Source organism: Solimonas aquatica (assembly GCF_900111015.1).
Classification (GTDB): domain Bacteria; phylum Pseudomonadota; class Gammaproteobacteria; order Nevskiales; family Nevskiaceae; genus Solimonas; species Solimonas aquatica.
Genome location: NZ_FOFS01000001.1, coordinates 59,048 through 79,514 on the forward strand (window position 1 = coordinate 59,048; position 20,467 = coordinate 79,514).

Genomic DNA, 20,467 nt, shown 5'->3' on the forward strand with positions numbered 1-20,467 from the left:
GCGCATCACTCCAGGTAGAAGGGGTAAACCAGGGAATCGCGACGGCCGCTGTAGACGTGCAGGTACTGCACATCGATCTGGATCAGCGCGGCATCCGCGCCGGGCAGCACGTCCACCTGCTCCAGCTGGATGCGCGGCTCCCAGCGCTGCAGGGCCAGACGCACCTCGCGCTCGATCTGCGCGCGCGTGGCGCCGTTGTTGGGCTGCATCAGGAAGCGGCGCAGGCCGCAGCCGAACTCCGGCAGCATCACGCGCTCGCCGGGCTCGGTGTCGAGAATGATGAAGATGGACTGGCGCACCTTCTCCGGTCCTTCCACGCGCGCCATGCGCCCGCCTTCCAGCGGAAACAGCGGCAGGCCCTGGCCGCGGCCGAGCAGTTCCAGACGATCCCCGGCGCTCATCCGCGGCCTCCCGGGTTCAGCTGCCACTGCGCGATGCGCGTCGGCTCGTAGATCAGCGGCTCAGGCGTGCCCAGGCTCGCCGGCGCTTCTTCCGGCGCAGCGGGCAGACGCGCGGCATCGTCATAGCTCTGTGCCAGCGCCGCCAGCTGCGCGTTGTCCACGCTGTCCAGGCCGCTGCCGGCTTCGGCGCCGGGAAAGCCTTCGGCGATCAGCTGCAGCTTGAGATCGTCCTTGAGCTGCGCATGCAGATCGGCGGCGCCGACCATCACGCCATTGATCTCCACGCCGAGCGCGGCATTGAAGTCCACGCCCGGCGGCTGCGCGGCGATGTCGGCGCTGATGCCGCCGCCCACCTCGATCTGCGGCGGGATGCAGAAGCGCAGCGCCAGCAGGAACCAGAGATTGAAGATCAGCACCACGATGGGCAGAAACAGATTCAGCACGAACATCGCAATCAGGGTGATCAGCGGAATCGAGAAGAAGCAGATCGCCGCGCCGCCCATCATGCCGCCGCTGGCGGTGCCGGCTTTGACGGAGGGCGACAGGTGCTGTGGCTGCAGGAATTTCACCGGCGAGAACTTGCCGCGCGGCCGCGAGGCCACCTGCGCCGCCAGCTCGCGCAGATCCGGCATCTGGATACTGATCGGCCGCTGCGAGCTGCCGATCAGATCGAAGGGCGGGGCCAGGCGATACGGCTCGCTGGGCAGGCTCCAGGTGACGCTGCCGCAGCAGTCCGGCACCCCCTTGCGCAGGCGCGTGACATCGTGACGGCGCACGAAGCAGCGGATCTCGTAGGTGCTGTGCGAATCGAAGCAGGCCTGGCCATCGGGGTCGTGCTCGGCCAGCACCGTGGGCACCACGCCGAAGTAGATCGTGCGGCCGGCCGCATCGTGCGCGGCATCACGCGGGTCGGGCACCAGCGGCAGCAGCGGATAGAAGCGCTCGCCCAGATGGTGCGTGCTGTCGGCGTGGATCTGCTCGGGCGAAAGGGTCTGCCAGCGCATGCCGCCATGCTCGGCATCGGGCAGCCAGGCCTGCAGCTGCGCATCGAGCTTCTGTTCGATGAACCATTGCTGCAGCTCCTCGCGCTGCTGCGCCAGGCTGGCGCGCTGTGCCTCCAGATACTCGCGCCAGTCCTGCGCGCCAGCCAGCGCGCGGCGCCTGGCTTCGCGATTGGCTTCTTCACTCGCGCGCTGCGCGACACTCGCGGCATAGCGCGCGGCATCGCTTTGCGCCGGCACCGGCGGCAGCGTCTCGTCCAGCGCTTCCAGATCGGCGAGCGCGGCCTCGGCCTGGATCAATGCCTCGTTCTTCGCTTGCGCCTGCGCCTGCAGCGCGGCGGGTATCGGCAGCAGGCGGCGGCGGATCACGAAGCCGGCCTGACAGACTTTCTGTCTGGGCACGCTGGGAAAGCCGGCGCTTTCGCAGTGCAGCTCGCAGACGATCAGGTAATGCCGGTCGTGCGCGGGCAGGAACAGCTTGCGCAGCGCACTCGGCGCCAGGCGTGCGGCCGCGATTTCGGCCTTGGCCTGCGCCTGCGCCGCCGCGTCCTGTGCGGCCTTGCCCGGCGCCGCTGCAGCCGGCACGGCGGCCGGCAGGCCCAGCACTTTCTGCAGGGGCAGGGCGAAGCGCAGCTTGCTGGCCAGGCGGCTGGCCCAGCGCGTGGCATTGCCGGCGGCGTCCAGGCGCGAGACCACATCGGTCTGCGCATCGAAGACCAGGGAATGCTGCGGCCGCGCCAGGAAGCTTTCGATGAAATCGGTGCCGGCGAATTTCTGCAGCACCGGCGCGCTGCAGCGTCCGTCGCCGGGCAGCGCGGCACGCGTCCAGCGATACCAGGGCGCGACCAGCTGCCAGCGATGGCTCTGCGTGAGGGGCGCGTTCACCAGATGTTCCCCGCGCCCGGCGTGTAGCTGGAGGACACCACCGAGTTGGCGATCAGGGTGCTGCACTGAACCACGCTGTCGGCCTTCACCATCGGCGACTTGAGATTGATCAGCGGCGCGGTGACATCCACCGAGACATTGGCATTGAGCGTGACCTGGCCGGCGGCATTCATCTTCAGGATGCAGCCATTGCTGTGCGTGAAGGTCACCTCCTGCGCGGCATCGTCCAGCACCAGCTGATGCCCGCTCTGCATCGACAGGGTGATCCTGGCCGCGCCCTCGGTATCGTCGAATTCCAGCTGGCTGCCGCTGCGGGTCTTGAGCGTGCGCTTGTTGTTGGCGGCCTCGGCGTTCTGCGGCAGCGTGGCCTGGCCGTTCCAGCAGGCGCCGACGATGTAGGGCCGCATCGGATCGCCGGCCTCAAAGGCGATCACCACCTGGCTGTCCACCTCGGGAAGAATCTGCAGGCCCTGATCCTGATCGGCATAGGGCGTGAGCAGCGTGGCCCAGGCGAACACTTCCGCGCCGGCCTCGCCGAAGCCGGGGAAGCGCACCTTGATGCGGCCACGGCCATCCGGATCGACCAGATCGGCGACCAGTGCCGGATACAGGCCGAACCAGCGCTTGCGTTCCACGGCCAGCGGCGCATTCATGTCGCGTTCCCCAGATAGCAGCGCTCGGCGCAGAACTGCGTGCGAAAGCCGCTGCTGGTGTCGTACTGATGGCGCAGCTGGGTGACGATGTAATCGCCGCCTTCGAACAGCGCGCCGACGCGCTGCAGTTCGAGCGTCGCGCCCACGGTCATGGTCGGAGAGCCCGTGGTGATGCCGCGCACCTGCACGAAGCTGCGTGCGCGCGCCTGCAGCGCGGCGCGTGCCCAGCTCTGCGCCTGCTCGCCGGCGAAGGGCACGTCGTTCACGCGGTAGCTGTCGCGCGTGCCGAAGGCGCGCTCCAGCACCTCGATGCCATGACGATGACCCGCCGCCTCGCCGGCGATGTCGCTGGCCTGTGCCGACTCGTCGATCTGCGCCTTGGCGATCTCGTCGTAACCGCTGGCATGCACGCTGCTGCGCTGATGCGCGAGGTCGGCGCTGATCTCCAGGGCCAGCAGCTCGTTGCCCTGCACCAGGGTCAGGCGCGGTGCGCTGGCGGCGCGCTGCGTGCGCGAGGAGAAGTGCAGGGTGCCGTCGTCGATCCAGAGCTGCGCGCCGATGCGCTGCGCGCGCTCGCGCAGAAAGGCCAGGTCGGTCTGGTTCCACTGCTGCACCAGCGCGTGCGTGGGGCCTTCGGCATCGGCGGCCGCGCGCAGGCCGTGCTCGCTGGCCAGCTGTTCGGCGATTTCGGCATCGCGCAGGTTTTCGTAGGTCTTGAAGCGCCGGGTCATGCGAAAGTCCATCAGCGCGTCCTCGGCGCAGATGCGCACTTCCGGCACGCTGCCCTGCGTGGCGCTGAGCGCCAGACTGCTGAGCCGGCCCTTGAACACGGTGCGCGATTGCGCGTGCGGGCCCATGGACACCTGAATCTCGGTGCCGTAGTCGAGAATGCGGCCATCGAGATAGAGCAGGGTTTCATCCGGCACACCGCGCTGCGGGCCGATGGCGCCCAGCGACAGGCGCAGGCGCTTCAGGCCGCAGCCGTCCTCTTCGATCTCCAGGCTCTGCGCATCGCGGGCAAGCTCCTCATGCTCGCGGCCGGCGATGAAGAACTGCGGACGGGTACTGTCGTAGAGCGGGCTGCTGGCGTCGGCCATGGCTCAATCGTCCTGATCGTGGTCGGCGTAGCGCGCCTGCAGCTGCCGGCGCAGCTCCCGCAGCAGCTGCGCGCGCTGCTGCTCGCTGAGCGCCGGCAGCGGCGCGGCCGCCGCGCCGCCCGCCGCACCATCACCGCGCGGCGCCTCCACGCTGATGTCTGAATTCACCTCACCGATATGCACGGGCATGGTCAGCGGCTCCGTTCAGCGCTTGGGCTTGTCGCTGCAGCGGCAGCGGCAGTTGTCGCGCGGTTTGCTGCTGCCGGGCGCGCGCACGGGGCTGCTGCGGCGCGGCGGCAGGGCTTGCCAGGACGGCACGCTGGGATCACTGCTGCTCGGTGCGCTGCTGCCGGCGGCGCCGCGTGTGGCGCGCAGCGGCACGCCGCTGCCATAGGGACGCAGATTGGCGCCGGCATCGGGATCGCTGGCGGGCGCGCTCTGCGCGATGCCGAAAGCCTGGAAGCTGGCGCCCACCGCGCGGGTCTGTGCGGCGCCCCGGACCTGCGCGATGCTGGCGTTCACACCGCCCTGACGCGCGAGGCTCTGCGCGCTGCCCAGGGCATCGCTGCTTTTCCGGCTCAGCGGGGCATTGCCGGCGTCGGGCAGGGCCGCGCTCTGCACCAGGGGCAGACCGGCGCTGGGATCGGGCCGCGCCGCGGCGCTGTTGCTTCTGGCCACGCCGCTGCTGCCGCGCAGTGCGCCGGGCAAGGCCACTTCCACACCGTCTGCGAGCGACAGCGGATTGGCGATGCCATCGGCCAGCGCGCGCCAGGCATTGGGGTCCAGGCCCTTGCGCGCGGCGAGCTGCTGCAGGCTTTCGCCGGGCAGGGCCGGCACCACCTGCGAGGGCGTGGGGGCGCCGCCGCGCGTGCCGGGCGCGCCGGGTGGCGAGTCCCTGGGCCCGGGCGGTGGCTGCGCGCTGGGGCCGCCGCCGGAGACGATGGGATCGTAGCGATAGCTCGGATCCTGGCCCTTGATCGAGACCGCGACCTTGGCGCGCAGCGGCGTGCCGTCCTGCGCGAACAGATCCAGATCGATGTTGGCGCTTTCCATGATGCCCTGCACCAGGAAGCTGCCCCATTTGAACTGCACGCGCGGCGGTGCGGCGGAGGCACTGCCGCCGCTGGGCGGCCGCACGAACTTCTCCACGATCTGGGTCTTGCGGGTGACCGGCACCGGCGTGTCGGTTTCGCCTTCGTCGGCGCTGTCGAAGACCAGATCGAAGCTCACCGAGATTTCGCCGGTGCCCGGACTCTGCCGCGCCTGGCTGCCGCCCTGCTGACCACCGGCGGACTTGTTGCTGATCGCCACGCGCAGCGTGGTGGGATTGAACTGCACATCGATGGGCGTGCCGATCTCGCGGCCGCGATCATCGCCGGAGACTTCGCAGAGCTGCGCCTTGACCAGACCGCCGCTCATGCGCCGGCTCCCGGCAGCAGCAGATGCAGGCCTTCATGCGCGATGCTGAGTTCTTCGATGGCCAGCTCGCCGGTCTTGCCATTGAGTTCCGGGCCCTTGATCTTGGCCGGCAGGCCGCGCTCGAACACCCAGGTGGCGCGCACCTCGCCTTCGGCGCTCTTCACATAGATCAGGCCGTCGTAGCGCACGATGGGCCGCACGCCGCTGATGGTGGCCTGCATCCAGCGCCACAGCTCGACATTGGCCTGGCCCGCGTCTTCGAAGAACATGCCGCGCTTGAGCACCAGCAGCGGAAACTTGCCGCGCCCGGCGCGCTTGATCACGCCGTTGTTGCGTCCGCCTTCCTGGTATTCCTGCACGTCCATCTCGATCTCCAGACCCGCGCATTCCTGGAAACCGCCATTGCCCAGCAGATCGCCGCCACTCGGTGCCGGTGGCGCCGCGTCCAGGGCCTGCGCGCCGGAGACCAGCGTGGCGGCGCGGATCAGGCTCACTTCAAACTTGAAGGCGGGCAGCAGCTGTTCCACCGGCTATTCCTCCAGGCTCAGCGTGCCGTCGCCGCTGCGGCGCAGGCTCAGCAGAATGAATTCGATGGGTTCGGCCGGCGCCACGCCGATCTCGGCGATCAGCTCGCCGCGATCCTGGTTGCGCGTGTCATGGCGCAGGCGCACGAAGAAGGATTCGGCCTCGGTGGCACCGGCAAAGGCGCCCAGGCGGAACAGCTGGCGCAGCAGGTTTTCGATGGCGCGCTGCAGATCACGCCAGAGCTTGGGGCCGTTGGGTTCGAACACCGCCCACTGCGTCTCCTGCAGCAGGGTCCGGCGCAGCATCAGCACCAGGCGCCGCACCGAAAGCTGCCGCCACTGCGGGTCCTGCGAGAGCGTGCGCGCCGCGATCAGATAAATGCCGTCGCACTCGCGGCGGTAACAGTTCAGATGCAGGGGATGAAAGACCTCGGCGCGCTGCGCGGGCACGCTTTCCGCAAACGACACGATCTCCGCCGCCAGCTCATTGGCCGGACCGTGTGCGATGCCGCGCGCCAGCTCCTTGCGCGCAATCAGGCCGGCGGCGGTGGCGCTGGGCGGGATGCGCCGCGGCGTGTCGCTGCCGCCCTGCGGCGTCAGCAGCCAGGGGTGATAGGCGGCGGCCCAGGCGCTGTCGAAGCGCGCGCGCCAGCGCTCGGCCTGCTGCTGCGACAGCCCCGGCGGTACATCCAGCAGGGCAATCAGATCATGCGTCTGCTCGCAGAAGTCGATGATCTGCTGCTGGCGACGGATGATTTCATCCAGCTCGGTGCTGTTGCGCGGATCCAGCACCAGCTTCTGGAGCAGGGCCGGCGCCGCGGCGGTGCTCACGGTCTGGCCCACACTCACGCAGCTGGCGAACACGCCGCCGGCACTGGCGGGATCGGCCTGCGCGGTGCTGCCCTGCCGCGCCCATTGCGCGGGCAGGTACAGGTCCGGCACCAGCAGCTGCGTCAGATCGCTCAGCTGCGCCAGACAGCAGAGGCCTTCGCCCGGCTGCTCCTCGGCGGCCGACCAGTTGGTATCGAAGAAATCATCGATGACGATGTTTTCGTAATCATCGACACCGGCTGTCTGCAGAACCGCCGTGCCGCGCAGCGCCTCGCAGTTGGCGCTGGCCGGCAGCAGTTCGGCCGCCGCCCAGTCGTAATGCGGCCAGACCAGCTCCGACTCATTGCAGAGCACATCGGCCAGATAGCGCGGATGCGCGGGCGTCAGGCCCAGCTGCGAGTGCGTTTCGCGATAGCCGGCGGCGTCGCGCAGCATGAGGCTGGCTTCGATCACCTCGACCCGCTCGGGCGTGAGCGCCAGCGGTGCGTCGAACTGGATCAGCCAGCGTGAACCCGGACCGTCGGCATCGCGCCGCTGGCTCAGGCCACGGCACCAGCGCAGCTCCGGATCGGCGCCCGCATACCAGAGCCGCAGCAGGCTGCCGGCGCAGAGCTGGGTGTTGCGCGCCAGGCTCAGCCCGCCGGCTTCATTGCGGCAGGCCAGGCCGCGCGCGGCGAAGCGCAGCTCGATCTGCAGGCCGTCGCCCCAGCTGCCTTCATTGCGCGCGTAGAAGCCCAGGCTGCGGTTGGCGGCGAGCAGACCATCGAGACGATGCAGGGCGAGCTTCTGCAGATGATCCGGTGCGCTCAGCGGCGGCGTGGCTGGCGGCTGCGCGTGCACGATGCGCACGATGTAGGCGCGCTTGCCGCCCTGCTCGAAGAAGCTCGCCACCGCATGAGGCAGAAAGCCCGGCCCTTCGTAAGTGCCGTAGAGGCGGCGGTACTCATCGAAGCTGTTCACCGCCACCGCCACGCTGCGTTTTCGCGGGCGCGCGAACTCGCGCATCATCGCTGCGCCATCGGCATGCGACTGATCCACCAGCGGCACATAGGCCGGGCCGCGCGGCGCCACGCCGACGAAGGCGCAGACATCCATGCGCTGCGCGGACAGGCGCGGTGCGCTGCGCTCCGGCAAGGTGTAGATGCCGGGCGCGCCGAGCGGCAGGCGGGCGGAGACGAGCATGAGCGGCAGGTTCTTATTCGTAGGTGATGCCTTCGTGCACCAGATGCAGCTCTTCCATCGCCACCTCGCCGCCGCCCTTGGCGGCCAGGGTCGGGCCCACCCATTTCTTGGGCTGGGCATTGCGCAGACGGAAGGAGGCCACCGGCGCGCGTGCCTCATCGAGCAGGGTGATGGTGACCTGGCGCTTGTCGTCGCCGCCTTCACGCACCTTCTTCATCCAGGCGAACAGGTCGGTGGAGCCCACCAGGCCGCGCTTGAGCGTCACATCCTCCTGCTTGAAGGTGTTGGCGATCTTGCGCACGGTGTTGAAGGACTCGTTGCCGTTGCGGTATTCGGAGTAGTTGATTTCCGTGCCCAGACCGCTGGCATCGGAGAAACCGGCGACCACGCTGGTCTCGTCGCCGCTGCCGAGCGAGACCAGGAAGTTGAAGGCGCCGTAAGGGTTGTCGCGTTGCGTGGCCATTGCGTCGTGCTCCTAGCAGTTGGTAAGCCTCAGGCCTTGGCGTCGGCGGTCCACTGGCCGACGCGGAAGATCACGTACTCGGCCGGACGCGAGGGCGCGATGCCGACCAGACAGATCATGCGACCGTTGTCGAGATCGTTCTGGGTCATGGTGCTGCGGTCGCAGCGCACGAAGTAGGCCTGCTCGGGCTTCTCGCCGATCAGCGCACCGTCACGCCACAGCACCAGCAGGAAGTCCTCGATGGTCTGGCGGATGTTCTTCCACAGGCGGTCGTTGTTGGGTTCGAACACCGCCCATTGCGTGGCCTTGTCCAGCGAGTGCTCCAGGTAGATGAACAGGCGCCGCACGTTCACGTACTTCCATTCCGGATCGGAGCTCATGGTGCGTGCGCCCCAGACCCGCGAGCCGCGCCCTTCGAAGAAGCGCAGGCAGTTCACGCCTTCAGGGTTGAGCACGTCCTGGCGCGGCTTGTTGATGTTGGCCTCGAAGCGCGTGAGGCCGCGCACCACCTCGTTGGCCGGCGCCTTGTGCACGCCGCGCTGGATGTCGCTGCGCGCGTAGATGCCGCAGACGAAACCCGAGGGCGGCAGCAGCAGCTTGCGCGGCGGAATGCCCGGTGCGGTGGGCACCAGCGGATCGAGGATTTCGATCCAGGGGTGATAGAGCGCGGCATAGCTGCTGTCGAACTTGCCGCGGAATTCACGGATCTGGGTGATCGAGCTGTTCTTCGGGCCGTCCACCACGGCGATGCGGTAGCGCGCGGTCTCGGCGTGCGCGATCAGGCGGCCGGCGGCGTCGATGATCAGATCGTCGCTGGCAAAGCCGGACATGTCGGGCATGGCAACGATGGCGATGTCATCGATCTCGCCCAGGGCCTTGAGGCCGGTGGCCTTGACCTCGGCGTGATCGGGATCGGCATCGGCGCCTTCGAAGCTCGCCGGGCCCGGCACCGCCGTGCCGTCATTGCCGCCGGCGAGGCGCTTGGGCGCGTCGCGCAGTGCCTTCATCAGCCGCGCCGGTGCAAACGGATCGGTGGTGAGATCGGGCGTCCAGTCCAGCCAGACGATGGCGTTCTCGTCCTCCGGATGATCGGCTTCCAGCACCTTGCCGATGTGGCGATGCTGATCGGGATGCGCCGCCAGTTCGGTGTAGCTGTCCAGGCGGCCGTTGTCGGCATAGACCTGCACCGCCATCTCCACCAGATACACCTGCATATTGCCCAGGTCATCGGGCAGCGCCGCCGCCGGTCCGCCGGCGCTGCTGTAGAAACGCTGCTGGCCATTGCTGTCCACGCTCACCACATAGAGCCTGGATTCGGTGAGCGGGTCATTGCTCTTGGGCAGGGTGCTCAGGTCCGCCGGCAGCGGCCGGATCAGCTCGATCACCGAGCCGTTCTTCACACGCTGCAGCTGCACGCCCCAGCTGGCGCGGTTGAGGATGTCGCTGGGATCGGCCGAATACTTGAACGCCAGATTCTTGCTGCGGCTCAGGCGCACATCCACCAGTGCATTGCCGTAGGCGCCGGGCCAGCGCGCGCGCCAGGTGGCCTTGCTGCCATCGGACAGCGTGACCTGCAGCGAGGCGGTGTGGGCGCTGGCCGGGTCCGGCGTGGGCGGCGAGTTGTTGTCGGTGAAAACGCGCGAGACGTAGAGGCGCTGTCCGCCATTGGCGAAGAAGGCGCGCGCGGCATGCGCCAGATAATTCACGCGCTCGTCGCCGGCGATCTGCAGCGGCTCCAGGCCGCCGTAGACGCGCTCGAATTCCGTGAACGAGGTGATCAGGCGTGGCTCGGTGCTGGAGGGGCCGCCCGCGTACTGCACCGGGCCGAAGCGGGTGAGGCCGGCAAAGCCGGTGGTGCTGGTCGGTACGCCTTCGATCGACTTCGAGCGGAAGCTGACTTCTTCGACGTAGACGCCAGGGGCAAGATACTCAGGCATTGCGAATCTCCTTAGGTAAAGCCACGGCGAATCAGGTGAACAGAAGCGTGGTCCCGTCGCCGCTCAGGCATTCGCCCAGACGCAGCTGCGGGATGACGCGCGAGATGTTTTGCGTGTAAGCGGGCGGATCGCTCAGGCCGCGCAGCAGATCGCTCTGCGCGAAGCTGCCGGCGTCTTCCACCGGCAGCAGGCTGTCGAGCGCGGTGCCGGGCGCGGCGGGCGGCGCGAAGAAGGCCCACAGGCGCGCCGCGAAGGGACTGTTCAGCGCCGCGCCTTGTGCGGCCTTGCGATCCACGCAGAGCAGGAACTCGCCGCGTTCATCGCCATGACCGCGCGCAATGATGGTGGCGGCGGCAAAGCTGGCCTGCGTATCGGGCTGGGTCAGATACACGCGCGGCCAGGGAATCGGCTTGGCGCTGTTCAGGCTGGGCCCGCGCAGCACGCGGCCGCGCAGGGCGGTGACGCCGGGCGACAGCGGGTAGTCGGCGCCTGGCCAGAGCCAGGCTTCGCGGATGTTGGCGCCGCTGAGCACCGGCTGCTGCGCGGCGAGCAGCGGCGCGATGCGCAGACGGCGCGGCACGTAGCGACGCTGGCCCGGCGCCTCGATGCGCAGCAGATGCGCGTAGCCCAAGCCCTTGGCGATGGCGTGATCCAGCAGCTTGCCGGCGCGATCCCGATAGAGCAGGGCGTGGCGGTCGGGACCATGCGCCATCAGGGTCTGATCGCAGGCGTAATCGCCGATGCCTTGCAGCTGCACGCGCAGCGCACCGCCGGCACCGGCGCCGCTCTGCGCATCGATCAGGCGGATGCCCAGGGCCAGACGCTGACGCCAGTCGCCGACCGCGACGGTGTTGTCCTCGCTCAGCAGCGGCGTGGGCGGAATCATGCGCTCACGCGCTCCTGGAAGCGTGCGTCGATCACCGGCAGCGCGGCGCGCGCACGCGGCGTGTCGATGCGCACCACGCGCGCGACATAAGGCACGGTGAGACGGTAGTCGGTGGGCAGCGAGTCGAAGGTGCGCATCAGCGCTTCGGTGGAGATTTCCTCCAGCAGCACCTGCACCGCTTCGGTGGTCGCGGCCTGCGGCTCGTCGGCCAGATGCGGCGTGGCCTGCGCGTAGAGCAGGGGCCCGGACAGTACCGGCGTGTACTCCAGTGCCTGCATCGCGCGGCCGAGAATCATGTGCTCGTGTTCGGCGTTGTCGGCCCAGGCGGTGAGCAGGTAATGCAGATCCAGCGCCAGATGTCCCTTGCCGTCGGCGGTGCCCACCGCCGACCAGGCCGCGCGCATGGCCTTGTTGAAGTCGATGCGATAGAGAAAGATCGACAGCGCGTAAGGGCCGATGGCGGTGTGCGTGTTCTTCGGCATCAGATCGTCGGTCTTCACCAGCACCGCGCGCGTGGTCTTGCCTGACACCGGCGGACGTTCGCTGAACGCCTGTGCGAGCAGGCGCTCGATGCTCTTGCCGACATTGGCGATGGCGTCGTAACCGGACATGGCGATCAGGACTTGCGGCGCGCGCGCGCCGGCAGCGCTTCGTGATCGCGCAGGCTTTCGCCGAGCAGGCTGTGCAGCTCGCGCGCCGATTGCGGCGTCACCACCAGGCGCGCCACCAGCTGCGTTTTGCCGCCGGCCTCGTAGCGTTGTGCGAACTCGATCATGAATTCACTGGCGTTGTGTCCAATCCGGAAGTGATTGGCATAGCGCGCCACGGACTCGTCTGATAGCGCCACCCTCCACCCCCGGGTCTTGTGATTTGCAATACAGCGCCGCAAGCCCGGGGCCAGGTGCTTGCTGTCAATGCACTCAAGCACTTGCGTCTGCCGTTACTGGCATGACTTTGGCTCGTGTTACAGCGTGGCGAGACACATCCGCCAGAACTGATGATGGCGGCGGTACAAGGCGAGACACGTCGTTACGGTGCGGGTTTCAGTTCAAGTGAGACACAGGACTTACCGGGCGCTCGCCGATTGCGCTATGTTCGCCCGGCGCTTTGGTTCATCAGGGGATTAACGGCCGGCAAAGACCGGCAGCGGCATCAAGGCGCAGGGTTGGGGGCAGTCCAATACAAGGGGAAAGCCCATGAACGCGCAGCACCGGTCGGGAGGAGTGACGCTGCTGGCGGCCTCGCACAGCGACGCCGTGATTGCACAGGATGTGGCCAGCGCGCTGCGGCATCGGCGCGGTGGTGGCGTGAAGGTGATCTGCGAACCGGCGGGACGGCTGTCGGCCTGTGATGCACTGGTGACCGCCAAGCCGCCGGAGGAACTGGCGGATTTCCTGCTGACGCGGCGCGGCACGCGACAGCTGCCGGCCAGCGCGCTGCTGATTCATCCGGATCCGGATGCGCGTCTGTATGCCACCGCGCTGCGCGGCGGTCTGGCCGATGTGCTGGCCTGGCCTGCCGAGCGCGAACGCGTCTGCGAGCTGATCGTCGGCGGCGCGGCGGTCAAGACCGCGGCCGGTGCACAGGTGCTGCAGCCTTCGCCGCTGTGCGGCGAGTCACCGCGCATCCGCGAGTTGCGCCGGCGTATCGAGCGCGTTGCCGCCTTCGACAGCACGGTGCTGATTCAGGGCGAGACCGGCAGCGGCAAGGAATGCGTGGCACGCGCCATTCACGCCGGCAGCCGTCGCGCCGCACAGGCGATGGTCAGTCTCAACTGCGCCGCGCTGCCGGAGAACCTGATCGAGGCCGAGCTGTTCGGTCATGAGCGTGGTGCGTATACCGGCGCGCACGCCAGCGCCGCGGGCAAGTTCGAACTCGCCGACGGCGGCACGCTGTTTCTCGACGAGATCGGCGAGATGTCCAAGGCCGCGCAGGCCAAGGTGCTGCGCGTGATCGAAGGGCAGGAGTTTTATCGCATCGGCGGCACGCGTCCGCAGCGCGTCGATGTGCGCCTGATTGCCGCCACGCACCGCAATCTGGAACAGCTGTGCGCCAGCGGCGAGTTCCGCAGTGATCTCTACTTCCGGCTCAATGTCGCGCCCGTACAGGTGCCGGCGCTGCGTGAGCGCAGCGGCGACGTGCCCTTGCTGGCCGAATATTTCGTCGCCGAAATCTCGCGGCTGATGCAGCGCCCCAAGCCACAGCTGGGCGAGGACGCGCGCGCCGTGCTCTGTGCCCACGACTGGCCGGGCAATGTCCGGGAGCTGCGCAATGCCATCGAATCGGCATTGATCAATTGCGAAGGCGGTCAGCTGCGCGCCCACGATCTGCCGACGCAGCTGATGCGCTGGCGGCAGAGCCAGGTCAGCGGGCTCGACGAACTGCGCTGTCTGGAATCGGCGCTGCGGCGTTGCGGCTGGAACAAGTCCGAGGCCGCGCGGGCGCTGCAATGGTCGCGCATGAAGCTGTACCGCAAGCTGCGCGTCTACGAATCACAGCTGGGTACGCAGCACGAAACCTGAACGCGCACGACCGGGCTTGCGTGGCTTGCGCAAACCCGGTCGCGGTCCTGAGTGCTTCAGTGGTTCTGCAGCGAGCGCAGCAGGCAGAAGGGATCCACGCCGCGTTCATCGATCTGCTGCGGCTGATAGCCGGGCAGGCTGGCGGCCTCGAAGCCGAACACGAAGATGCGGTTCGGATTCTCGGCGCCGGCGGGATGGTTGCCGTCGGTGACGCTGGCTAGATAGTCGTTGTCGTTGGCGACGTAGAGCGTGTGCAGCGTGCGGTTGCCCGACTGCAGGTCCGGGCCGAAGGCGATGCCTTCGATCTTGGCGGGAATGTCCTTGACGTCGAAGCCGTGCGCCGTGAGCGCCGCGACCACATCGAGGAACAGGGTCTTGGCCGGCGCCTTGCCGGCCAGCTGATCGGCGCCGACCAGCTTGTCCACCGTGACCGCGCCATTGAGATCGATCAGATAGATGCGCTTGTAGGCGGCGCTGGAATCATCGCCCAGGCCCTTGCCGTCGCGCTCGTCCACCAGCAGCTGGTGATCGTTGACCGCCAGCACCTCGCTCACCGTCGGGTACTTGGGCTTGTTCTGGCTGCCGATGTTGCTCAGCTCATAGGCGTATTCCTGCGTGGCGCCGGTGAGGGTGTCGATGCGCACGATGCGCGTGTAGGCGGCGCTGGTGCCACCGTCCTGCAGCAGCGGGCTCTGCATGGCGCCGAACAGATAACGGCCATTGGGCGAGATGGCCAGGCCTTCCATGCCCTTGTTGGCGACGCGGCCGGCGCTGTTGCCGGCGATCTCGGTGTCGCCCTTGGCGCTGAGCGTGCGCACCGCAAACTTGGCGGGCAGCTTGAAGGCGCTGCGACGCTGGCCGCTGTCACGATCGAATTCGTAGACATAGGGGCCGTACTCGTCGGAGATGAACACGCTGTTGCCATGCGCCGAGACGCGGATGCCTTCCGGATCCAGGCGCGCGTTGTCGGCATTGCTGGAAGGCTGCGCGGGATCGTAGTTGTCGGAACGGCCGCTGAAGTAATAGTGCCGCGCATCGTTGAGCACCGGGGCGCCGTTGCCCAGGCCGTAGGCGCTGCCGCTGCCATAGACCAGGCGCGTGCGGCTGTAGAGCAGCGTGGTGTTCTGCAGCATCGGCGTCAGCGTGTAGGGCAGGGCCGCGCCGGCATCGCTGGGCGAGAGCGCCAGGTTCAGGGTATGGAAGCGCGGGATGTAGGAGGCGGTGTCGTCCACGCCGCTGTTGTAGGCCTTGGCGTTGGGGCCGCGATCCGGAAGCATGAGGAAGGTGCTGCCGCCGGCGTAGGCCAGGCCCGAGCCCATGCCGCCGAGGCGGTTGCCGGGAATGCCGTTTTCCAGCGCCGTGGCGCTGTCGCGGGCCAGGTCTTCATAAGCGCCGCTGATGCTGCCCACCGCAAGCAGATCGATACCAGATGCCTGTGCCGCACCGCCGCCGCCGAGCAGCATGGCGCCCAGCAGCATACGAGTCCCGTGCTTCATGAAAGATTCCCCCGTGTGAATTCATGCCGGAGTGCATGAGCCGTTCAGTGTCGGGGACGGTGATGACGGCAATTTGACGGGCAGCCGCATTGCCGCGCCGCTGCCGCATCGCGCAAGGAGGAGCAAGGGGAGAAAGCGGACGAAAAAAAACGCCACTTGAAGTGGCGTCCCCACGGGGATTCGAACCCCGGTACTTACCGTGAAAGGGTAATGTCCTAGGCCTCTAGACGATGGGGACGAGGCGAACCGCTTGCGAATGTCCAGTGGACATTCGCGTTTGCCGAGTCGCCACGCCATGGAGGGCGTGGCAGGCGGAGGCGCCAAGGACGGCACACCACCACTGCACCCGACAAAAACCAGAACCAACTAAAGAACAACATTTGGTGGAGCTAGTCGGGATCGAACCGACGACCTCTTGCATGCCATGCAAGCGCTCTCCCAGCTGAGCTATAGCCCCACACGCTAGGGGCGCGCATTATAACCAAAGCCGCCGGCTTGGGAAGGGTTTTTTTGGCGGCGCGCGATATTTGTTTTATTCGATGTTGCGACCGGGGCGGATGGTGATCTTGTCGCGGCATTTGTCCTCGACGTCGCGGCCACAGGCACGCGGTTCCAGATCGGCGTTGAAGCACACCCGCACCTCCCGCAGGAACTTGCCGTGGCACTGCAGCACCAGCGACTGATCGTCGAAGCTGGGGTTCACCGCCAGGAAGGCCTGCTTGATGTTGAAGGCGCTGTCGACCTGATACTGCTCCGGCGCCTGATACTGCTCGGGAATGGCGATGGCGCGCCGTGCCCGCTCCAGCTGCATGAAATACTCTTCCTGCGACAGGCCGGAGCAGCTGCCGTGCTTGTTCCATTCATACTGAATGAGCTCGCGCGTGGGCATGATCGGCTGCAGGCGCAGGACCATGTCCTCGGGCACCTGTTCACGCGGCGCGCAGTAGGCCGGATAGCCGCGCTCATACTGCGGCCAGAGGCCGTGCACATAGAAGCCATTGCTCGGGTATTTGCACTGCGAGTCGCCGGGTTCGATCTTGCAGAACTCCGGAATCCAGGACAGCGACAGCACCCAGTAGTCGAACTGGCCGGGCGTGCCGCCGGCCTCTGCGCCGCCGCCGGACGCGAGCCCGGCGGCGAGCAGCATTGCGGAACAAAGCTTGCGCATGAGGCGTGTTTTTAAGACTTCTGGCCGGCCAGGAACAGCCAGGTCTCGACCACCGTGTCCGGATTCAGCGAAATGGTCTCGATGCCTTCGTCGAGCAGCCACTTGGCCAGATCCGGATGGTCGGACGGTCCCTGACCGCAGATGCCCACGTACTTGCCGCGCTTGCGGCAGGCCTGGATGGCCATGTGCAGCATGGCCTTGACGGCATCATTGCGCTCATCGAACAGATGCGCGATCAGGCCCGAGTCGCGGTCCAGGCCCAGGGTCAGCTGGGTCATGTCATTGGAGCCGATCGAAAAGCCGTCGAAGTGATCGAGGAACTGGTCGGCCAGCACGGCGTTGCTGGGCAGCTCGCACATCATGATCAGCTGCAGGCCGTTCTCGCCGCGCTTCAGGCCGTTGGCGGCGAGAATCTCGCCCACCTGCTGGGCTTCGGAGACCGTGCGCACGAAGGGGATCATGATCTTGACGTTGGTCAGGCCCATTTCGTCGCGCACGTACTTCAGCGCCCGGCATTCGAGTTCGAAGCAGGGGCGGAAGGAGGCGGCGATGTAGCGCGAGGCGCCACGGAAGCCGATCATCGGGTTTTCTTCGTGCGGCTCGTAGCGCTTGCCGGCGATCAGGTTGGCGTATTCGTTGGACTTGAAGTCCGACATGCGCACGATCACCGGTTCCGGCGCAAAGGCCGCCGCCAGCGTGGCCACGCCCTCGGCCAGACGCTTGACGAAGTAGTCCACCGGGCTGCCGTAGGGCGCGATCATCGGGTCGATGATGCGGCGCAACTCGGCCGGCTGCTGCTCCAGCTCCAGCAGGGCCTGCGGGTGGATGCCGATCTGGCGGTTGATGATGAACTCCAGGCGCGCCAGGCCCACGCCCTTGTTGGGCAGGGCGGCGAAGTCGAAGGCCTGCTCGGGCGTGCCGACGTTCATCATGATCTTGACCGGGATATCCGGCATCTTGTCGAGCGCGATTTCATCGACCGAGAAGTCGATGTTGCCCTCGTAGACGTAGCCGGTGTCGCCCTCGGCGCAGCTCACGGTCACGGCCTGGCCTTCCTTGAGCGTCTCGGTGGCGTCGCCGCAACCGACCACGGCGGGAATGCCCAGCTCGCGCGCGATGATGGCGGCATGGCAGGTGCGGCCGCCGCGATTGGTGACGATGGCGCTGGCGCGCTTCATCACCGGTTCCCAATCGGGGTCCGTCATGTCGGTGACCAGCACATCGCCGGCCTGCACGCGGTTCATTTCCTCGATGGACTTGAGCAGGCGCACGGCGCCGGCGCCGATCTTCTGGCCGATGGCGCGGCCTTCGGCCAGCTTCTTGCCGGCCTTGCCCTTGAGCTTGTAGCGGCGCAGCACATTGGCGCTGGCGCGCGACTGCACGGTTTCCGGACGCGCCTGCAGGATGTAGAGCTGGCCGTCGACGCCGTCCTTGCCCCACTCGATGTCCATCGGACGCTGGTAGTGGTCCTCGATGATCAGGGCTTGCGCGGCCAGGGCTTCGACTTCGGCATCGCTCAGGCAGAAACGGTTGCGCTCGGCCTGGGTGACGTTCTGGAACTCGATGGTCTTGCCCACCGTGCGGTCGGCCGAATAGACCAGCTTCTTGGCCTTCTCGCCCAGGCCGCGCTTGAGGATCGCCGGGCGCTTGGCGCGCAGGTTCGGCTTGTAGACGTAGAACTCGTCGGGGTTCACCGAGCCCTGTACCACGGCCTCGCCCAGGCCGTAGGAGGCGGTGACGAACACCGCGTCGCGGAAGCCCGATTCGGTGTCCATGGTGAACATCACGCCGGAGGAGCCCTTGTCGGAGCGCACCATGCGCTGCACGCCGGCGGACAGCGCCACCACGGAATGCTCGAAGCCGTGGTGCACGCGGTAGGCGATGGCGCGGTCGTTGTACAGCGAGGCGAACACTTCCTTGATCGCGTGCAGCACGTTCTCGATGCCGTCGACGTTGAGGAAGGTTTCCTGCTGGCCGGCGAAGGAGGCGTCCGGCAGGTCCTCGGCGGTGGCCGAGGAGCGCACCGCCACCGAGATCGCCTGGCCGGATTCGGCCACCAGCTGCTCGTAATGGCTGCGGATCTCGTTTTCCAGGGCCACCGGGAAGGGCGCCTTGAGCACGGCCTCGCGGATCGCCTTGCCGGTCCTGGCCAGGGCGGTGACATCCTCGATGTCCAGGCTCTTGAGCATGCCGTCGATGCGCGCGGACAGGCCCTCATAGGCCAGGAATTCGCGGTAGGCCTCTGCGGTGGTGGCGAAGCCATTGGGCACGCGCACGCCGGACTGGGCGAGGTTGCGGATCATCTCGCCGAGCGAGGCGTTCTTGCCGCCGACGATCTCGACATCATGCATGCCGAGTTCGGAATACCAGAGGACGTTGCGGGTCACGATGGTCGCTTCTCTAATGGTCTATTGATGGGGTGTGTCTTGTGGCCCCGGCCGGCCAGTGCCGGCAGGGGGCGCTATTCTGACAAAAAAGCGAGCAAGCTTCGCGCCTACCCGGGCACACTGGCCAGCGGCGGCAAAAAAAACGACACTGCGCGCATGGCACAACGCATGGTCTTTTTCGTCTCCGACGGCACCGGCATCACCGCGGAGACCCTCGGCAACACCCTGCTCACCCAGTTCGACGGACTGGAAACCGAGAAAAACACGCTGCCGTTCATCAACTCGGCCGAGCGCGCGCGCAGCATCGTCGATTACATCAACTTCGTCGCCTCGCAGAGCGAGTACCGGCCGCTGGTGTTCAGCACCACGGTCAACGACGAGGTGCGGCAGATCCTGCGCGGCGCCAACGCCCTGTTCCTGGACCTGTTCGATCATTTCGTGAACATCCTGGAGACCGAGATCGGGCAAAGCTCCACGCACGCCCAGGGCCGCGCCCACGGCGGCGCCAACACCGCGCGCTACAACGCGCGCATCGCGGCGATGAACTACGCCATGGAGCACGATGACGGTGCCTCCACCCGCGATCTGTCGCGTGCCGACGTGATCCTGATTGCGCCGTCGCGCTGCGGCAAGACGCCCACCTGCCTGTATCTGGCCCTGCAGCACGGCCTGTTCGCCACCAATTTCCCGCTCACCGAGGACGATCTGGAAAAGCTGGTGTTGCCCAAATCCCTGCAGGAACACGCCGGGCGCTGCTTCGGCCTGATCGCCGATCCGGAGCGCCTGCACCAGGTGCGCACCGAGCGCCGTCCCGGCTCGCGCTACGCCTCGCTGGCGCAATGCTCCTATGAATTGCGCCAGGCCGAGCGCCTGTATCAGCGTCAGGGCATCCCTTACATCGACTCCACCAATATGTCGGTGGAAGAGATGGCCTCGGTGGTGATGCAGGAAAAAGGTCTGCGTCGGCAGACCTTCTGAGGCAGGCGCTCATGAGCAGCTACAGTCCGCGCCTGCAGCGCCTGATCGACGCCCTGCGCCGTCTGCCCGGCGTGGGCCCCAAATCGGCGCAGCGCATGGCCTTCCACCTGCTGGACCGTGACCGCGAGGCGGCGCAGCTGCTGGGCGGCGCGCTGGGCGAGGCGCTGTCCGGCATCGGCCGCTGCCCGCAGTGCCGGATGTTCTGCGAGGACGAAAGCTGCCGCTACTGCAGTGCGGCGCGTAGCCAGGCCGGCCAGCTCTGCGTGGTGGAGGGGCCGGCCGATCTGATGGCGATCGACGCCGGCACCAGCTATCGCGGCCGCTACTTCGTGCTGATGGGGCGGCTTTCGCCGCTGGATGGCATCGGCCCCGAGGAGCTGGGCCTGCCGCAGCTGGAAGCGCTGCTGGATCAGGGCTGGGTGCAGGAGCTGATCATCGCCACCAATCCCACGGTGGAGGGCGAGGCCACGGCCTATTATCTCGCCGAGCTGGCCAAGTCGCGGCAGATCCGCGTCTCACGCATCGCCCATGGCGTGCCCATGGGCGGCGAGCTGGAGTACATCGACGGCGGCACCCTGGCCCACGCCCTGAGCGATCGCCGCGTCCTGTAGGCGCGGGGCTGCCCGCACGCGGGCCT

General features: G+C 67.4%; 19 protein-coding genes and 2 tRNA genes. 3 read left to right on the forward strand and 18 right to left on the reverse strand.

From position 1 onward, the window contains the following. Positions 1 to 5: 5 nt before the first annotated feature. The 13 genes from BMY12_RS00215 to BMY12_RS00275 are packed head-to-tail and all read right to left on the reverse strand — an operon-like array spanning position 6 to position 12,126. Entirely contained in the window at positions 6 to 401 is a 396-nt protein-coding gene (locus BMY12_RS00215) for a GPW/gp25 family protein (RefSeq protein WP_093280533.1), read from the reverse strand. Further along, positions 398 to 2,287, reverse strand: a complete 1,890-nt coding sequence (locus BMY12_RS00220; RefSeq protein ID WP_093280534.1) for a hypothetical protein — start codon at positions 2,285 to 2,287, stop codon at positions 398 to 400. Before BMY12_RS00220 ends, BMY12_RS00215 begins: the two co-directional genes overlap by 4 nt. After that, entirely contained in the window at positions 2,284 to 2,940 is a 657-nt protein-coding gene (locus tag BMY12_RS00225; RefSeq protein ID WP_093280535.1) for a phage baseplate assembly protein V, read from the reverse strand. The genes BMY12_RS00220 and BMY12_RS00225 overlap by 4 nt, the downstream gene beginning before the upstream one ends. Continuing rightward, positions 2,937 to 4,037, reverse strand: a complete 1,101-nt coding sequence (locus tag BMY12_RS00230) for a phage late control D family protein (RefSeq protein ID WP_093280536.1) — start codon at positions 4,035 to 4,037, stop codon at positions 2,937 to 2,939. Before BMY12_RS00230 ends, BMY12_RS00225 begins: the two co-directional genes overlap by 4 nt. Positions 4,038 to 4,040: 3 nt before the next feature. After that, entirely contained in the window at positions 4,041 to 4,226 is a 186-nt protein-coding gene (locus BMY12_RS00235; protein WP_093280537.1) for a hypothetical protein, read from the reverse strand. 15 nt (positions 4,227 to 4,241) lie between these two features. Continuing rightward, complete coding sequence (locus BMY12_RS00240; protein WP_093280538.1) at positions 4,242 to 5,456, reverse strand: CIS tube protein; 1,215 nt, start codon at positions 5,454 to 5,456, stop codon at positions 4,242 to 4,244. Next, on the reverse strand, positions 5,453 to 5,983 hold the full coding sequence (locus BMY12_RS00245; RefSeq protein ID WP_093280542.1) for a phage tail protein: 531 nt from the start codon (positions 5,981 to 5,983) through the stop codon (positions 5,453 to 5,455). The genes BMY12_RS00240 and BMY12_RS00245 overlap by 4 nt, the downstream gene beginning before the upstream one ends. A gap of 3 nt (positions 5,984 to 5,986) precedes the next feature. Beyond that, positions 5,987 to 7,993 carry a phage tail sheath family protein gene (locus tag BMY12_RS00250; protein WP_177188765.1) on the reverse strand — a complete coding sequence of 669 codons (2,007 nt, stop codon included), beginning with the start codon at positions 7,991 to 7,993 and terminating at the stop codon, positions 5,987 to 5,989. Positions 7,994 to 8,006: 13 nt separating this feature from the next. Continuing rightward, positions 8,007 to 8,456, reverse strand: a complete 450-nt coding sequence (locus BMY12_RS00255) for a phage tail protein (protein ID WP_093280544.1) — start codon at positions 8,454 to 8,456, stop codon at positions 8,007 to 8,009. 29 nt (positions 8,457 to 8,485) lie between these two features. Next, positions 8,486 to 10,393 carry a phage tail sheath family protein gene (locus BMY12_RS00260; RefSeq protein ID WP_093280545.1) on the reverse strand — a complete coding sequence of 636 codons (1,908 nt, stop codon included), beginning with the start codon at positions 10,391 to 10,393 and terminating at the stop codon, positions 8,486 to 8,488. Between the two features lie 31 nt (positions 10,394 to 10,424). Continuing rightward, complete coding sequence (locus BMY12_RS00265) at positions 10,425 to 11,279, reverse strand: hypothetical protein (RefSeq protein ID WP_093280546.1); 855 nt, start codon at positions 11,277 to 11,279, stop codon at positions 10,425 to 10,427. Next, complete coding sequence (locus tag BMY12_RS00270; protein ID WP_093280547.1) at positions 11,276 to 11,890, reverse strand: Pvc16 family protein; 615 nt, start codon at positions 11,888 to 11,890, stop codon at positions 11,276 to 11,278. The genes BMY12_RS00265 and BMY12_RS00270 overlap by 4 nt, the downstream gene beginning before the upstream one ends. A gap of 5 nt (positions 11,891 to 11,895) precedes the next feature. Next, complete coding sequence (locus BMY12_RS00275; protein ID WP_177188766.1) at positions 11,896 to 12,126, reverse strand: DUF3467 domain-containing protein; 231 nt, start codon at positions 12,124 to 12,126, stop codon at positions 11,896 to 11,898. 349 nt (positions 12,127 to 12,475) lie between these two features. Between BMY12_RS00275 and BMY12_RS00280 the strand changes: the two genes are divergently transcribed. Beyond that, positions 12,476 to 13,801, forward strand: coding sequence for a sigma-54 interaction domain-containing protein (locus BMY12_RS00280; RefSeq protein ID WP_093280549.1), 1,326 nt, complete (start codon positions 12,476 to 12,478; stop codon positions 13,799 to 13,801). Between the two features lie 56 nt (positions 13,802 to 13,857). Here the strand turns inward: BMY12_RS00280 and BMY12_RS00285 are convergent, their stop codons facing one another. The 5 genes from BMY12_RS00285 to ppsA all read right to left on the reverse strand — a co-directional run bounded on the left by BMY12_RS00285 (position 13,858) and on the right by ppsA (position 18,855). Next, complete coding sequence (locus tag BMY12_RS00285; RefSeq protein WP_093280550.1) at positions 13,858 to 15,297, reverse strand: esterase-like activity of phytase family protein; 1,440 nt, start codon at positions 15,295 to 15,297, stop codon at positions 13,858 to 13,860. A 162-nt stretch (positions 15,298 to 15,459) separates the two neighbouring features. Continuing rightward, a tRNA-Glu gene (locus BMY12_RS00290) sits at positions 15,460 to 15,535 on the reverse strand. 143 nt (positions 15,536 to 15,678) lie between these two features. Then, a tRNA-Ala gene (locus BMY12_RS00295) sits at positions 15,679 to 15,754 on the reverse strand. 75 nt (positions 15,755 to 15,829) lie between these two features. Then, entirely contained in the window at positions 15,830 to 16,444 is a 615-nt protein-coding gene (locus BMY12_RS00300) for a ribonuclease T2 family protein (RefSeq protein WP_177188767.1), read from the reverse strand. Positions 16,445 to 16,476: 32 nt separating this feature from the next. After that, on the reverse strand, positions 16,477 to 18,855 hold the full coding sequence (ppsA, locus tag BMY12_RS00305; protein WP_436278850.1) for a phosphoenolpyruvate synthase: 2,379 nt from the start codon (positions 18,853 to 18,855) through the stop codon (positions 16,477 to 16,479). Positions 18,856 to 19,008: 153 nt separating this feature from the next. Here ppsA and ppsR point away from each other — a divergent pair, with 153 nt between their 5' ends. Both ppsR and recR read left to right on the forward strand, forming a co-directional pair. Then, the gene (gene ppsR, locus BMY12_RS00310; RefSeq protein WP_093281572.1) at positions 19,009 to 19,830 is read left to right on the forward strand and encodes a posphoenolpyruvate synthetase regulatory kinase/phosphorylase PpsR; all 822 of its coding nucleotides are present in this window, start codon (positions 19,009 to 19,011) and stop codon (positions 19,828 to 19,830) included. Positions 19,831 to 19,841: 11 nt separating this feature from the next. Then, positions 19,842 to 20,441 (forward strand): recombination mediator RecR, encoded by a 600-nt coding sequence (gene recR, locus BMY12_RS00315; RefSeq protein ID WP_093280554.1) that lies wholly within the window; start codon positions 19,842 to 19,844, stop codon positions 20,439 to 20,441. Positions 20,442 to 20,467 lie beyond the last annotated feature (26 nt).

Coding starts and splice junctions, on each gene's coding strand:
- BMY12_RS00230 (WP_093280536.1), bottom strand. CDS start 4,037: ATGGCCGACGCCAGCAGCCCGCTCTACGACAGTACCCGTCCGCAGTTC.
- BMY12_RS00225 (WP_093280535.1), bottom strand. CDS start 2,940: ATGAATGCGCCGCTGGCCGTGGAACGCAAGCGCTGGTTCGGCCTGTAT.
- BMY12_RS00300 (WP_177188767.1), bottom strand. CDS start 16,444: ATGCTGCTCGCCGCCGGGCTCGCGTCCGGCGGCGGCGCAGAGGCCGGC.
- BMY12_RS00285 (WP_093280550.1), bottom strand. CDS start 15,297: ATGAAGCACGGGACTCGTATGCTGCTGGGCGCCATGCTGCTCGGCGGC.
- BMY12_RS00280 (WP_093280549.1), top strand. CDS start 12,476: ATGAACGCGCAGCACCGGTCGGGAGGAGTGACGCTGCTGGCGGCCTCG.
- BMY12_RS00240 (WP_093280538.1), bottom strand. CDS start 5,456: ATGAGCGGCGGTCTGGTCAAGGCGCAGCTCTGCGAAGTCTCCGGCGAT.
- recR (WP_093280554.1), top strand. CDS start 19,842: ATGAGCAGCTACAGTCCGCGCCTGCAGCGCCTGATCGACGCCCTGCGC.
- BMY12_RS00215 (WP_093280533.1), bottom strand. CDS start 401: ATGAGCGCCGGGGATCGTCTGGAACTGCTCGGCCGCGGCCAGGGCCTG.
- ppsR (WP_093281572.1), top strand. CDS start 19,009: ATGGCACAACGCATGGTCTTTTTCGTCTCCGACGGCACCGGCATCACC.
- BMY12_RS00260 (WP_093280545.1), bottom strand. CDS start 10,393: ATGCCTGAGTATCTTGCCCCTGGCGTCTACGTCGAAGAAGTCAGCTTC.
- BMY12_RS00250 (WP_177188765.1), bottom strand. CDS start 7,993: ATGCTCGTCTCCGCCCGCCTGCCGCTCGGCGCGCCCGGCATCTACACC.
- BMY12_RS00255 (WP_093280544.1), bottom strand. CDS start 8,456: ATGGCCACGCAACGCGACAACCCTTACGGCGCCTTCAACTTCCTGGTC.
- BMY12_RS00265 (WP_093280546.1), bottom strand. CDS start 11,279: ATGATTCCGCCCACGCCGCTGCTGAGCGAGGACAACACCGTCGCGGTC.
- BMY12_RS00270 (WP_093280547.1), bottom strand. CDS start 11,890: ATGTCCGGTTACGACGCCATCGCCAATGTCGGCAAGAGCATCGAGCGC.
- BMY12_RS00235 (WP_093280537.1), bottom strand. CDS start 4,226: ATGCCCGTGCATATCGGTGAGGTGAATTCAGACATCAGCGTGGAGGCG.